This window comes from Gluconacetobacter aggeris (genome assembly GCF_014174395.1).
Classification (GTDB): Bacteria; Pseudomonadota; Alphaproteobacteria; order Acetobacterales; family Acetobacteraceae; genus Gluconacetobacter; species Gluconacetobacter aggeris.
Genome location: NZ_JABEQD010000007.1, coordinates 38591 through 51375, shown reverse-complemented (window position 1 = coordinate 51375; position 12785 = coordinate 38591). Strand labels below are relative to the sequence as shown.

The window sequence follows — 12785 nt, the reverse complement described above, 5'->3', positions numbered from 1 at the left end:
CAAGGGGAGACAGAAAGATGCAAACCTATACACCGCCCCTGCGCGACATGAAGTTCGTGCTGACCGAGCTGCATGATTTCTCGCGGCTCACGACGCTCGCGGCGTTTTCCGAAGTCGATGCCGATCTGGCGGAGACGGTGCTGGAAGAGGGGGGGAAATTCACCTCCGAAGTGCTGCTGCCGCTGAACGTGTCGGGCGACCGGGAGGGATGCCGGCTGGAGAATGGGGTCGTCACCACGCCCAAAGGGTTCCGGGAAGCTTATCGGCAGTTCTGCGAGGGGGGCTGGTCGGCGCTGTCGGCGCCGCCGGAATTCGGCGGGCAGGGGCTGCCCGAGACCATCGGCATGATGCTCTCGGAGATGATCTGCGCGACCAACCTGTCGTTCGGCCTGTATCCGGGCCTGACCGGTGGCGCGATGGTGGCGCTGCGCAAATATGGCTCGGAAGAGCTGAAGGCGCAGTATCTGCCGAAGATGATCAGCGGCGAATGGTCGGGGAGCATGTGCCTGACCGAGGCGCATTGCGGCACGGATCTGGGGCTGCTGCGCACGAAGGCGGTGCCGCAGGAGGATGGGACGTACCGGGTCAGCGGGGCGAAGATCTTTATCTCGGCCGGGGAGCATGACCTGTCCGAGAACATCATCCATCTGGTGCTGGCGCGGCTGGCGGATGCCCCGGCCGGGATCAAGGGGATCAGCCTGTTCCTGGTGCCGAAATACCTGCCGCGCGAGGACGGGACGCCGGGCGAGCGCAATGGCGTGCTGTGCACGGGCATCGAGCACAAGATGGGCATCAAGGCCTCGGCAACCTGCCAATTGGCCTTCGATGACGCGAAGGGCTGGCTGGTCGGCGCCCCGCACAAGGGGATGCAGGCGATGTTCGCCATGATGAATGCCGAGCGGCTGGGCGTGGGCATCCAGGGGCTGGGGATTGCCGAGGTCTCGTACCAGAGCGCCGTGGCCTATGCGAAGGAGCGGCTGCAGGGGCGGTCGCTGGCGGGGGCGAAATATCCGGCGTTGCCGGCCGACCCGATCGTCGTGCATCCCGACGTGCGGCGCATGCTCATGACCATGCGCGTCAATGCCGAGGGCTGCCGGGCGCTGGGGGCGTGGGTGGCGATGACCCTGGATGTGGCCGAGCATGGGGCCGATGAACGCCAGCGCCGCGATGCCGAGGATTTCGTGGCGCTGATGACGCCGGTGGTGAAGGCGCTGTTCACCGACCTGGGGTTCGAATCGGCCAATCTGGCGGTGCAGACCTATGGCGGTCACGGCTATATCGCCGATCACGAGGTCGAGCAACTGGTGCGGGATTCGCGGATTGCGATGATCTATGAAGGAACGAACGGGATTCAGGCGCTCGACCTGGTGGGGCGCAAGCTGCCGCCGCATATGGGGCGCAATCTGCGCGGGCTCTTTCACCCCATCGCGGCGTTTATTGCCGAGAACAAGGAGAATCCGCTGCTGGGCGAGATGGTCGCCGGGCTGGAGCGTGCGTTCGGCGCGTTGCAGCTCGCGACCGGGCAGGTTGCCGAGCGCGGGATGAAGGACCCGGAGGAGGCCGGGGCGGCCGCGACGGATTATCTGCGCCTGATCGGGCTGGTCTCGCTGGCCTATCTCTGGGCGCGGACGGTGGCGGTGGCCGTGCCGAAATCCTTCGCCGCCGGGCCGGATCAGGCATTCTACAGCGGGAAGATTGCCTCCGCCCGTTTCTTCTACGATCGTGTTCTTCCGGAATCGGCGTCGCTTTATCTGAAGATCAAGGCGGGCAAGGCGTCGATGATGGCGCTGGCCGACGACGCCTTCTGACGCGCATGCCGTCCTGCTTCGCCGGATGGCGGAGCAGGGCGGTGTCCGGTACGGGGTTGCCTGCTTTCTGGGGAACGATGTGATGGTCCATCTGTCTGACATTTCGCCGGCGGGGGCGCGGCCCGCGGGATTTCGTCCGCTGCCCCTGCTCAGTGGAACCGGTTTCGACGCGGCGATCGGTGGGTTTGACGTGGCGGAATCGGACGGGCGGTTGCTGGCCGGCTTTACCGTGGAGCCTCGTCACTGCAATCACGCGGGGGTCTGCCATGGCGGGATGATCGCCACCGTCTTCGACGGGTATATGGCCATGGCGACATTGTTCGAGAATGATCTGCAGGTGCCGATCCTGCCCACGATGTCGCTGGGTGTCGATTTCCTGGCGCCGGGCATGCCGGGCGATTGGGTGGCGTTCAGTGCCGACGTGCTGCGGATTACGCGGAATACGGTCTTCGTCCAGGGGCTGGCGCGGGTGGAGGGCAAGCCGATCGGGCGGGCCAGTGGTGTCTATAAACGGCTCGCGCCCGATCCCGAATTGCCGTTCGATACCGGAAAGTTGCTGCGCGATTTCCTGCGGAGCTGACCGGGTTGCGCCGGCGGGTGGCCTGTATCGGGCGTTTTTGTGTGTCAGATTGTTCAGCCGTCAATGCCAAACCGGGATATCGCATGCGGCGGTACCCGTCATGCTCTGGAGGAATGCCTTATGTCTGGATTGCGCAGGTCGTCACTCCGTATCGGCCTGGCCCTGGCGGCCGGGCTGGTGGGGACATCGTCCGCCGGTCATGCGGACACCAGGGTCGGAGGGGCCGTCTTTCCCGATGATCTGAAGATCGGCAATACGTCCCTGAAGCTCAATGGCGTGGGAGTGCGTGTCTTCTATCATCTGGTGGACGGATATGCGACCGGACTCTACCTCGTCTCGCCGGCCCATGATGGCAAGGCGATTGCCGAAGGACCGAATCCGAAGGTTATCTATACCGAATTCCTTCATGATGCGTCGCTGGAGCGGGTGAAGGACGAATATGATTCGATCCATGCCCGCTACTGCAAGCTTTATGCGTGCAGTGCACGGAACGAGGCCTCCTATGCCGCTTTTACCGGCCATCTGGCTGCCGCGAAGCGGGGGGAGGCGCAGCTTATCCTCGTGACGGATGAGGGGGTCAGCATGCAGCGTAATGGGGTGGTGGTGGCGTCGATCGCCGACCCGTCATTCGGGGTGGGGCTTGTGCAGTCGCTGTTGAGCGCGGCGGCGCCGACCGACGGGTTTCGTGAGGGGCTGCTGGGTACGGCGAACTGAGCGGCCGGCTTTCTGGCCTCCCTGTTCGGAGGCCAGGATTTTTTCAGGCCGGTGATTTGTCGAGCATATTGGAAGAGGCCGGGGCAGCGGAGCCGCGTCCCGGCTTCGACATGCGTCCTGTCGGACGGTTGCGTGGCCCGATCGATGCGGGGGCGGCTTCCGTTTCGGCCTGGTGCCGGAAAATTGCGAAGATCTGGTGGGCGATCTGCTCGTGGGACATGCGGCCGCTGCGGTACCAGTCGCTGGCGGTGTTGAGGACGCGCAGAAGCACTATCCGGTAGATGTCGCGATCGATCGCGGCCGGCAGAGGCAGGTCGTCGATGATGTTGCGAAAGATCGTTTCGAATTCATCGCGTTTCTTGATCAGCGCGCTGCGCACATCGGGTGGCGCGGAGATGATGCTGTTCATCAGCGGGAGCGTGATGGATGACAGGCTGAGCTGGATATCCAGCAATTCGGCGCAGGCGGCCTCGAGCCGGGCCCAGGGCGCGGTATGGGGCGCGATGGCCGAGAAGATCCGGCTGGCCGCGGCGTCGAGCGCGCGGTTATGGATCTCGACGAAAAGGGATTCCTTCGACTGGATATGGTAGTAAAGCGATCCGGCCATCATGCCGACCGCATCCGCGATCTGGCGGATCGAGGTGGCCTTGTAGCCGCGTTCGGCGAAAAGCTGTGCGGCGACCTCGAGGATTTCCTGCCGGCGTTCGGCCTGCGTGCCCGATTCCTCGCCATTCGGGCTGTCCTGGAGCGCGCGCATGGCGGAGAGGACGGAGCGTCCGGCGGGCGCCCGGGTTCTTCTGTTCGGCGGCGTGCGGGATATCGTCATTCTCGGTCGATTCCAGAACGGGATTGTTTCGGCCGTCGGTCCGGCATTTGAAAGACTACAGGATTTGTTGGGGGATTTGTCATTTTCTATTGGCATCGTAAGATTTTGTGCCCTCAACCATCCGTGATGGAAGGGACCGCGTTTGCGGCTCGACGCGGACTGGCGCCCGGAGTAGACAAGGGCTAACAAATGTTAGAAATTTTGGGTGCGATTGCCGGACGGAAGCCGTGATTGGGGAGAGAGGGGGCATGTCCATGCCGATGGCGTTTCAGGGCAGGCTGGCGTTGCCGGCCATCGTCGCGCCGATGTTTCTTGTCTCGACCGTCGAACTGGTCCTGGCCTGTTGCCGTGCCGGGGTGGTGGGATCGTTTCCCGCGCTGAATGCGCGTCCGGCGCCGGTTCTGGAAGAATGGCTGCACTGCCTGACATCGTCCCTGACCGGGAAGGATGCGCCGTTTGCCGTCAATCTGATTGTTCACCGCAGCAATGCCAGGCTGGACGAGGATCTGGCTCTGGTGGTCAGGTACAAGGTGCCGGTTGTCATTACGTCGCTTGGTGCGCGGCCGGAGGTCAATGATGCGGTGCATGAGTATGGCGGCATCGTCCTGCATGATGTGACGACCAATGAATTCGCGCGAAAGGCGGTGTTGCGCGGAGCGGACGGGTTGATCGCGGTGGCCGCCGGAGCGGGGGGACATGCGGGAACGCAATCGCCCTTCGCGCTGGTGCAGGAAATCAGAGCATGGTTCGATGGGCCGCTCGCGCTGTCCGGTGCCATTGCGAACGGCCGCGCGATTGTCGCGGCGCGGGCGCTGGGGGCCGACCTGGCCTATATCGGCTCGGCGTTCATCGCGACGGAGGAAGCGGCAGCCGACCCGCGCTACAAGCAGATGATCGTGGAATCGTCTGCTGAGGACATCGTCTATTCAAACCTGTTTACCGGTGTGCATGGCAATTATCTGGCCCCCAGCATTCGTGCGGCCGGTCTTGACCCGCATGCCCTCGCCTTGTCCGATCCGTCGCGCATGGACGTGTCGACATTCTCGGGCGGCGGGACGAAGGCGTGGCGGGATATCTGGGGGGCGGGGCAGGGGATTGGCGCGGTCGAATCGGTTGTGCCGGCCGCGACGCTGATTGCCCGGCTGCGGCGGGAATATCGGGATACGCTCGCCCTGCTGGCGGACGAAGATCGTGCGTTGAAGGGGAACCATATGCGTGCGGGTGGTTAAAGGGTAGGGTTTTCCGGCTGATCGACAGGATCTGAAAGGTGTCTGGCATGTCGTTTTCCATCAATTCGACCGTTCGTGAGATTCTTGCCGATGAGCGGGCCAAGGCGGCTGTGGAGACGGTTCTGCCCGGTTTCTCCAAACATCCGCAGATCGGGATGGCCAAGGGCCTGTCATTGAAGACGCTGGCGAAATTTTCGGGTGGCGTGATGACGGACGAGGTCCTGGAAAAGATCGATACGGGTTTGAAAGCGCTGTAGGGGCTGGTATCTGACCTGACGGGTGGAGGTTGCCTGAAAGGATCGGATGATCGTGACTGCTCCGGTGGTCGTCTGGTTTCGCCATGATTTTCGTCTGGCGGATAATGCGGCGCTGACGGCGGCGCTGGAAACCGGTGCGCCGGTGCTGTGCATCCATATCCTTGACGATGCGGCCGGGCAGGTTGCGGCGCGCTGGTGGCTGGGCCGGGCGCTGGAATCGTTCGATGCCGCGCTCCGGCCGCTTGGCGGGAGGCTGCATGTCTTCCATGGGCCGGCGATCCGGGTGCTGCCGGCGGTGGTTGCGGCGACCGGGGCGCGGGCGGTGTTCTGGAACCGGCGCTACGACCCCGAAGGACGGGAGACGGATACGCGGCTGAAGGCGATGCTGAAGGAGCGGGGCACCCCGGCCCACAGTTTTGCGGGTGCGTTGCTGCATGAGCCGTGGACGGTCCGCACCCGGATGGGGCAGCCCTATCACGTCTTTGGCGCCTATTGGCGTGCGGCGTGCCAGATGGGCCATGAGCGGCCGCCCTTGCCGGCGCCGGAGAGGATTGCGTTTGCCACGCCGGACCCGGCTGGCCTGCCGCCGACGGTGGAGGTGGGGGCCATTGGGCGCGAGATGCGGGCGACCGGCTGGACGGCGGGGCTGGAGGAGGCCTGGATGCCGGGCGAGGCTGCGGCGCAGGAGGCGCTGGAGCAGTTTCTGGACGGTCTGCTGGAGGATTACGCGCGGGATCGGGATTTCCCGGCGCGGCCGGCGACCTCCGGCCTGTCGCCCTTCCTGTGCTGGGGGCATATCACGCCCGCGCAGATCCGGCAGGCTGTCGTTGCGCGGCCGCATGCGGCCGGGCTGGCGAAATTCATGGCGGAACTGGGGTGGCGGGATTTTGCGTGGTCGGTGCTGTTTGCATGTCCCGATCTGCTTTCGCGCAATCTGCGCCCGGAATTCGACGCCATGGCGTGGCGGCGCGACCGGGAGGGGTTGCGTGCGTGGCAGCGCGGGCGGACCGGCTACCCGCTGGTCGATGCGGGCATGCGCCAGTTATGGCGGACCGGCTGGATGCATAACCGCGTGCGCATGGTTGCGGCCTCGTTCCTGGTGAAGCATCTGCTGATCGACTGGCGGGAGGGCGAGCGCTGGTTTGCGCATACGCTGGTCGATTACGACCCGGCCAGCAACGGGATGAACTGGCAATGGGTCGCCGGAACCGGGGTGGAGGCCGCGCCCTTCTTCCGGATGATGAATCCGCTGATCCAGTCGCGTAAATTCGACCCGTCCGGCGCCTATATCCGTGCCTGGGTGCCCGAACTGGCGGGGCTGTCCGATGCGCAGATCCATGCGCCGTGGCTGGCGGGCGGTGTCGCGGGGTATCCGGCGCCGATCGTGGTGCATGAGGCGGCGCGGGAGCGGGCCCTGGCCGCCTGGCGCGCGTTGCGCGGCCAGGCGGAAGGCTAAAGGCCCGGTTTTTAATCCACGCTCTCTGCCAGGCGGCGGGCGAGGCGGCAGGCTGCCAGGTCCCACGCCGCGCAGCCGACCGACTTGAAGAGGACCGGCATGTCGGGCGGCGGGGGCGTGTGGATGGACGTGGCCAGAGGGTGGACGGTCTGCCAGTCCACGCCGGCCTGGATCAGGTCGCCGGCCTCGGACGGTGCGCCGATGGGATCGTCGACGAAGAGCTGGCTGTTCAAGACCAGGTTCGGGCCGATTTCGATCATTTCGGGCCGGTAGGCGCCGACGCCGATGACCAGGCGGCTGGCGCGAGGGGCTGCGTCATAGATGATGTCGTGGCTGCTGGTGGTGGTGATGACGACATCCACGGCCTCGGCATCGCCGGGGGCCTCGGGGCGGACATGGTGGCCGGTCGGGTCGAGGGTGGCGCAAAGGGTGGCGACCGCGGCCGGGTTGCGGCCGCGAACATGGATGCTTGCCTCGGGGTGAAGGACCCGCAGGGCATTGATGTGGCCGCGTGCCTGCGTGCCGGTGCCGATGATCAGGACATGACGTGGCGTCGTGCGGTGCAGCAGGCGGATGGCCAGCATCGACATTGCGGCGGTGCGGCGGCCCGTGGTTTCGGGCCCGTCGAGGGTGAAGAGGAATGCGCCGTCGCGTGCGTCGCAGCAGGTCACCTGCCCCTGGATGACGGGCAGCGTGCGGTTGCCGTGAAAGAGCGTGATCAGCTTGGTCGCCATGATGTCGCTGGCCACGGACGGCATGCAGAGCAGGTGGCCACCGGCATCTGCCGTGTCGAGGACCATGCGTTCCGGACATTGAATCTGTCCGGCGGCGTAATCCTGCAGGACGTCCTGCAGGGTGTCGACCAGTTCGGGGAAGGGGAGGAGGCTGGCTGTCTGCGCGGCCGAGAAGATGTGCATGGCGTGACCTTCAGGCCTGGAGGGCTGCGAAGCGATCCAGCGCGTCGAGATACTGGCGGCGTTCGGCGTCGGGAATCCAGGCGGAATCGAAGGCGTTGCGGCTGATGGCCAGCAGTTCCGCCCGTGTCAGGTCCGCCGTTTGCTGCGCGCTGCGCAGGCATTCGGTCATGTAGGCGCTGTTCATATATCCCGGATCGTCGGAATTGATGGTGATCCGCAGCCCGGCATCCAGCATGCCGCGCAGGTCGCGCCGGCCGCATCCGGGGCGGATGACGTCGTTGGGGGACGGGCAGATGGTGAAGACGATGTCCCGCGCGCGGGCGCGGGCGACCAGTTCGGGGCGGTCCAGCACGTTCAGACCGTGGTCGATCCGTTCGCTGGCGAGGTCGTCGAGGGCCTGGCGGATATGCTCGTGCGTGTTTTCCTGGTCCAGGTCGCAATGCATGGTCACATGCAGACCGGCCGCGCGGGCGCGGGCGAAGACATGGGCGAACTTGGCGGGCGGATTGCCGGTCTCGTAGGAATCGAGCCCGACGCCGATGATGTCGTCGAGATAGGGGAGGGCCTGGGTAAAGGTCTCGTCGGCCGATTCCGCGCTCATTTCGCGCACGAAGCACATGATGAGCTGCGAACGGATGCCGAAATCGCGTTCGGCGTCCTTGCGGGCGCGGGTGATGCCGGTGATGACGGTCGCGAAGGGAATGCCGCGCCGTGTGTGAAGCTGCGGGTCGAAGAACATCTCGGCATAGAGGACGTTCTGGGAGGCGACCTTCCTGAGATACTGATGGCACAGATCGTAAAAATCCTGCTCCGTCCGCAGAAGTTCGACGCCCTCGTAATAGAGGTTCAGGAAGGACAGCAGGTCGTGATAGGTGTAGCCGGCGCGGATGGCCTCTGCGCTGCTGTCCTTCAGCGGATGGTCGTTGCGGTGGGCCAGCGCCATCTTGAGCGATGCCTCCAGCGTGCCTTCCAGATGCACATGCAGTTCCGCCTTGGGCAGGGCGTCGATAAAGGCGGCGATCGAGCCGGTCATTGCGTCTTACTCCATCGGGACGGGGCCATTGCGGCCGATGATGCCCTGTCGTGCGGCTGACGGCACGTCTTTCTTTTGGATATCGGAACGAGACGATTGCGGACCGATCGCCGTGCTTCGGTCGTTTATCACTATAATATATAGTGAAAATAAAATCGACTATACAACGATCGATTCGTAAATTACTCTGCGCATAATAACTATTTTTAATGGTGAATTGAGGCATGACCCAGTCGTCCCTTGAGAGTGCGCGCGAACCATCGCTCGAGGCGCGCTACGCGCCGCTTTTTGCCGAGATCGCGGCGGGGGCGGTGGAGCGGGAGCAGCACCGCGAACTGGCGCGCGCGCCCGTGCGTGCCCTGCTGGATGCCGGTTTCGGGCGGCTGCGCGTTCCCAGGGAGGCCGGGGGGCTGGGGGCCTCGCTGCGGGAGAGTTTTGCGCTGCTGCGCGGGCTGGCGGCGGCGGATTCCAACATCCCGCAGATCGTGCGGGCGCATTTCGCCTTTATCGAGGGGCGGCGCCAGAAGGGTGCGGACTCGCGTCCCTGGTTCGACGTGATCAATGACGGCGCGCTGTTCGGCGCGGCGATGGCCGAGCGGAACGATGAGACGGTCATCAAGACCACCCTGCGCGAGACGCCCCAGGGGTGGGTGCTGAACGGCACCAAATATTACTCTACCGGCACGCTGTACGCCGACTGGATCGTGGTGTGGGCGGCCAATGAGAATGCGCGTGTCCATGCGGCCGTGCGGGCCGACTGCCCCGGCGTGACCCGGATCGATGATTGGGACGGGTTCGGGCAGCGCCTGACGGGCAGCGGGACCACGATCTTCGACAATGTGGTCGTCCCCGCCGCCCAGATCCTGGACCAGACTCCGCTGACGGAATTGCCCGCCCCGGATTATCTGGGGGCCTATTACCAGCAATTTCATAATACGGCGCTGGCCGGCATTGCGCAGGCGGTGCTGCGTGACGCGCTGGAATTCGTGCGGCCCCGGACGCGCCTGTTCGGTGTGCCCGGCAAGGTGATCCAGAAGGACGATCCGGTGGTCCAGAGCGTGGTCGGGCGGCTGTCGGCGCTGGCGTTCTCGACCGCTGCCCTGGTCGATACGGTATCCGACGCGCTGGCGGTGGCCGAGCCGTTCTGGGAGAAGGGCGAGACGGGCCATCCGGCGATCGAGACCGCGCAGGAAATCGCGTTCAAGGCGCAGCAGATCATCGTCGGGCAGACGCTCGAGGCGGCGACGCTGCTGTTCGAGGTCGGAGGGGCGTCCGCCACCAGCGAGACGCGGCGCTATGACCGGCACTGGCGCAATGCCCGCGTCCTGGCCTCCCACAATCCGGCGGCGCAGCGCCAGAGGGAGTTGGGCGACCTTGCGCTGAATGGGACGCGGCTGTGGACGCCTTATCTCGAAGGGCTGAAGCGCCAGAATGCGGCGGCCGGCGGGGTGCCGGCATGACGCGGGTAGCCTCATGATTTCGATTCCGACGTCCCGCGCCGTCTCCAGGGGTGAGAGTGCGGAACAGGTGGGTGGTGCGAACGCGGATGCGATCCTGGCGCGGGCGGCATCGCTGCGCGGCCTCTTTGCGGACCGGGCGGCCGGGCATGATCGGGATGCCGGCTTTCCGTTCGACGATATCGCCGATTTCATTGCCTCCGGCCTGATGGCGCTGCCCAGCCGGGGGGAGGCGGGCGGGCTGGGCGGATCGCTGGCGACGGCGCAGGCGGTGATCGGCAGTCTGGCGCAGGGAGACGCCTCCACCGCGCTGGTGATCGTCAATCATTACATGGTTCATGCGACGATTGCGGCGCGGGCGGGGTGGCCGGAGGCGCTGGCGGCCCGGCTGGAGGAGGAGAATGTCCGGCTGCCGGGGCTGATCAATGCCGCGCTGGCGGAGCCCGATCTGGGCTCGGCCTCCTATGGTGGCCTGCCCGAGACGGTGGCCACCGCCACGCCGGACGGATGGCGGATCACGGGGCGCAAGGCCTATGTGACGGGCATTCCGGCACTGGCATGGTTGCTGGTGCGGGCCCGGACCGACGAGCCGACGCCGCGCGTCGGGCTGTTCCTGGTGCCGGCGCGGGCTGACGGGGTGATCGTGCATCGGAACTGGGACCATGTGGGCATGCGGGCGACGCATAGCCACGAGGTCGAATTCCGTGACGTGGCCGTCCCCGCCGGAGATGTCACGGATCTGGTCGAAAGCGATGCGAGGCATCCGGTGCTGGGTGGCATGATGCGGTGGAATACCGGCCTGCTGGGGGCGCTGTATGACGGGATCGTGCGGGCCGCTCTGGACTGGACGGCGGACTTTCTGCGCGGGCGCGTGCCATCGAACCTGGGCCAGCCGCTGGCGACGCTGCCCTCGGTCCAGGATGCGGTTGGCAGGGTGGTGCTGGCGCTGGACGAGAACCGGATGCTTCTCGACCTGTATGCGGGAGACGTCGCCGCCGGCAGGGCCGAGGCGGCCGATCGTGGCGCGGCCGTCATCAAGGCACGGGTGATCGACGGGGCGGCGGACCTGACGCTGCATCTGCTGTCGCTGGCGGGCAATGCGGGGCTGAGCGCGCGCAATCCGCTGGAGCGATGTCATCGGGACGCGTTGTGCGGGCGGATTCACGCGCCGCATGGAGAGCTGGTTCGCCGCAAGGCCGGGCAGAGGGTCCTGGCTTCCTGATTTCCCGGCTTACGGGACAGAATACGGATAATAGCCATGAGCATTCCCCTTGTTGTCGGTGCCGGCGGCGTGGTTCCGCCGCCGGCTGCCCGGCCTGCGGCGCATGTGATCCGCGACGATGAAGAAGCGATCGCGATTGCACGCGATGTCGCGGCGCGGATCGCGGAAGGTGCCGTGGAGCGGGACCGCCGGGATTTGTTTCCTTCCGCCGAACTGGACCTTTATTCCGCTTCGGGCCTGTGGGGGGTTACCGTGCCGCGCGCCTATGGCGGCGCCGATGTATCCTATGTGACGGTGGGGCACGTGATCCGGCTGATCTCGGCGGCGGATTCGTCGATCGGCCAGTTGACGCAGAATCATCTGGCCACGGTGGCGGTTATCCGGTCCACCGGGACTGAAGAGCAGAAGGCGGACCTGTTCGCTGAAATTCTGGCCGGCAGGCGTTTCGGCAACGCGTTTTCCGAAACCGGCACGCGTACAGTCAGCGATCTGAAGACCCGTTTCGTGCGCGATGGGCGCGATGTGGTCGTCAATGGCGTCAAGCATTATGCCAGCGGCGCGCTTGCGGCGGATCTGGTGCAGATCGTGGCATTGGACGAGGAAGGGCGGAGCTGGCTGGCCATTGCCGACCGTGCGGCGCCGGGGTTGACCGTCATCAACGACTGGGCGTCGTTCGGTCAGCGCGGTACCGGCAGCGGCAAGGTCCTGATCGAGAATGTGCGGGTTTCGGAACGGCGGGTCGTCGCGGCGTGGAAGGCTTATCTTCCTGAAAACCCGACGACAGACAGCGCGATTTCGCAATTCATTCAGTCGGCGATCGATGCCGGACTGGCGGAAGCCGCGATTGCGGAGACCGAGAATTTTGTCCGCACGCGGACCCGTGCCTGGGTGGATAGTGGCGCCGAGCGGGCGCGTGATGACCCTTACACGATTCATGCGCTCGGGGGGCTGCATGTCCGGCTGAGTGCGGCCCGGGCGCTGCTGGACGTGGCAGGCCGGGCGATCGACGTGGCGCTGGATGAGCCGACCCCGGATTCGGTGGCTGCCGCGCAGATCGCGGTCGCGGAATCCAAGATCCTGACGACCGAGATTGCCATCGAGAGTACGAACCGGCTGTTCGAACTGGGGGGCGCGGCATCGACCGACCGTTCGCTGGGGCTGGACCGGCTCTGGCGCAATGCGCGGACCCACACGCTGCATGACCCGGTGCGGTGGAAATACGCGATCGTCGGCGATTACTACCTCAATGGCCGCAGGCCGCCGCTGCATCCCTGGAGCTGAGGCGC

The 12785-nt window shown here is 65.6% G+C and carries 12 protein-coding genes; 9 read left to right on the top strand and 3 right to left on the bottom strand.

The window, feature by feature from the left end; all coding sequences use genetic code 11:
- Window positions 1-17 precede the first annotated feature (17 nt).
- The 3 genes from HLH36_RS11280 to HLH36_RS11270 all read left to right on the top strand — a co-directional run bounded on the left by HLH36_RS11280 (window position 18) and on the right by HLH36_RS11270 (window position 3102).
- Window positions 18-1808, top strand: coding sequence for an acyl-CoA dehydrogenase C-terminal domain-containing protein (locus HLH36_RS11280; RefSeq protein WP_182986475.1), 1791 nt, complete (start codon window positions 18-20; stop codon window positions 1806-1808).
- 82 nt (window positions 1809-1890) lie between these two features.
- Entirely contained in the window at window positions 1891-2388 is a 498-nt protein-coding gene (locus tag HLH36_RS11275; protein WP_182986474.1) for a PaaI family thioesterase, read from the top strand.
- A gap of 120 nt (window positions 2389-2508) precedes the next feature.
- The gene (locus HLH36_RS11270) at window positions 2509-3102 is read left to right on the top strand and encodes a chalcone isomerase family protein (protein WP_182986473.1); all 594 of its coding nucleotides are present in this window, start codon (window positions 2509-2511) and stop codon (window positions 3100-3102) included.
- 43 nt (window positions 3103-3145) lie between these two features.
- Here the strand turns inward: HLH36_RS11270 and HLH36_RS11265 are convergent, their stop codons facing one another.
- The gene (locus HLH36_RS11265; protein WP_246376746.1) at window positions 3146-3928 is read right to left on the bottom strand and encodes a TetR/AcrR family transcriptional regulator; all 783 of its coding nucleotides are present in this window, start codon (window positions 3926-3928) and stop codon (window positions 3146-3148) included.
- A 248-nt stretch (window positions 3929-4176) separates the two neighbouring features.
- Between HLH36_RS11265 and HLH36_RS11260 the strand changes: the two genes are divergently transcribed.
- From HLH36_RS11260 to HLH36_RS11250, 3 genes are read left to right on the top strand one after another with little or no spacing between them, the layout of a single operon-like run.
- Entirely contained in the window at window positions 4177-5157 is a 981-nt protein-coding gene (locus HLH36_RS11260; protein WP_182986472.1) for an NAD(P)H-dependent flavin oxidoreductase, read from the top strand.
- Between the two features lie 47 nt (window positions 5158-5204).
- Window positions 5205-5414: a hypothetical protein gene (locus HLH36_RS11255; RefSeq protein ID WP_182967910.1), complete on the top strand. Its 210-nt coding sequence runs from the start codon at window positions 5205-5207 to the stop codon at window positions 5412-5414.
- Window positions 5415-5460: 46 nt separating this feature from the next.
- Window positions 5461-6870, top strand: a complete 1410-nt coding sequence (locus HLH36_RS11250; protein ID WP_182986471.1) for a cryptochrome/photolyase family protein — start codon at window positions 5461-5463, stop codon at window positions 6868-6870.
- A gap of 11 nt (window positions 6871-6881) precedes the next feature.
- On the opposite strand, the gene HLH36_RS11245 is transcribed toward HLH36_RS11250, so the two are convergent.
- Complete coding sequence (locus HLH36_RS11245) at window positions 6882-7787, bottom strand: delta(1)-pyrroline-2-carboxylate reductase family protein (RefSeq protein ID WP_182986470.1); 906 nt, start codon at window positions 7785-7787, stop codon at window positions 6882-6884.
- A 10-nt stretch (window positions 7788-7797) separates the two neighbouring features.
- Window positions 7798-8820 (bottom strand): adenosine deaminase, encoded by a 1023-nt coding sequence (gene add / locus HLH36_RS11240; RefSeq protein ID WP_182986469.1) that lies wholly within the window; start codon window positions 8818-8820, stop codon window positions 7798-7800.
- A 224-nt stretch (window positions 8821-9044) separates the two neighbouring features.
- Between add and HLH36_RS11235 the strand changes: the two genes are divergently transcribed.
- From HLH36_RS11235 to HLH36_RS11225, 3 genes are read left to right on the top strand one after another with little or no spacing between them, the layout of a single operon-like run.
- On the top strand, window positions 9045-10280 hold the full coding sequence (locus tag HLH36_RS11235; RefSeq protein ID WP_182986468.1) for an acyl-CoA dehydrogenase family protein: 1236 nt from the start codon (window positions 9045-9047) through the stop codon (window positions 10278-10280).
- Window positions 10281-10293: 13 nt separating this feature from the next.
- Window positions 10294-11499: an acyl-CoA dehydrogenase family protein gene (locus tag HLH36_RS11230; protein ID WP_182986467.1), complete on the top strand. Its 1206-nt coding sequence runs from the start codon at window positions 10294-10296 to the stop codon at window positions 11497-11499.
- Between the two features lie 36 nt (window positions 11500-11535).
- Complete coding sequence (locus HLH36_RS11225; RefSeq protein ID WP_182986466.1) at window positions 11536-12780, top strand: SfnB family sulfur acquisition oxidoreductase; 1245 nt, start codon at window positions 11536-11538, stop codon at window positions 12778-12780.
- The last annotated feature ends 5 nt before the right edge of the window (window positions 12781-12785 follow it).

Coding starts and splice junctions, on each gene's coding strand:
- HLH36_RS11280 (WP_182986475.1), top strand. CDS start 18: ATGCAAACCTATACACCGCCCCTGCGCGACATGAAGTTCGTGCTGACC.
- HLH36_RS11275 (WP_182986474.1), top strand. CDS start 1,891: ATGGTCCATCTGTCTGACATTTCGCCGGCGGGGGCGCGGCCCGCGGGA.
- HLH36_RS11270 (WP_182986473.1), top strand. CDS start 2,509: ATGTCTGGATTGCGCAGGTCGTCACTCCGTATCGGCCTGGCCCTGGCG.
- HLH36_RS11265 (WP_246376746.1), bottom strand. CDS start 3,928: ATGACGATATCCCGCACGCCGCCGAACAGAAGAACCCGGGCGCCCGCC.
- HLH36_RS11260 (WP_182986472.1), top strand. CDS start 4,177: ATGTCCATGCCGATGGCGTTTCAGGGCAGGCTGGCGTTGCCGGCCATC.
- HLH36_RS11255 (WP_182967910.1), top strand. CDS start 5,205: ATGTCGTTTTCCATCAATTCGACCGTTCGTGAGATTCTTGCCGATGAG.
- HLH36_RS11250 (WP_182986471.1), top strand. CDS start 5,461: ATGATCGTGACTGCTCCGGTGGTCGTCTGGTTTCGCCATGATTTTCGT.
- HLH36_RS11245 (WP_182986470.1), bottom strand. CDS start 7,787: ATGCACATCTTCTCGGCCGCGCAGACAGCCAGCCTCCTCCCCTTCCCC.
- add (WP_182986469.1), bottom strand. CDS start 8,820: ATGACCGGCTCGATCGCCGCCTTTATCGACGCCCTGCCCAAGGCGGAA.
- HLH36_RS11235 (WP_182986468.1), top strand. CDS start 9,045: ATGACCCAGTCGTCCCTTGAGAGTGCGCGCGAACCATCGCTCGAGGCG.
- HLH36_RS11230 (WP_182986467.1), top strand. CDS start 10,294: ATGATTTCGATTCCGACGTCCCGCGCCGTCTCCAGGGGTGAGAGTGCG.
- HLH36_RS11225 (WP_182986466.1), top strand. CDS start 11,536: ATGAGCATTCCCCTTGTTGTCGGTGCCGGCGGCGTGGTTCCGCCGCCG.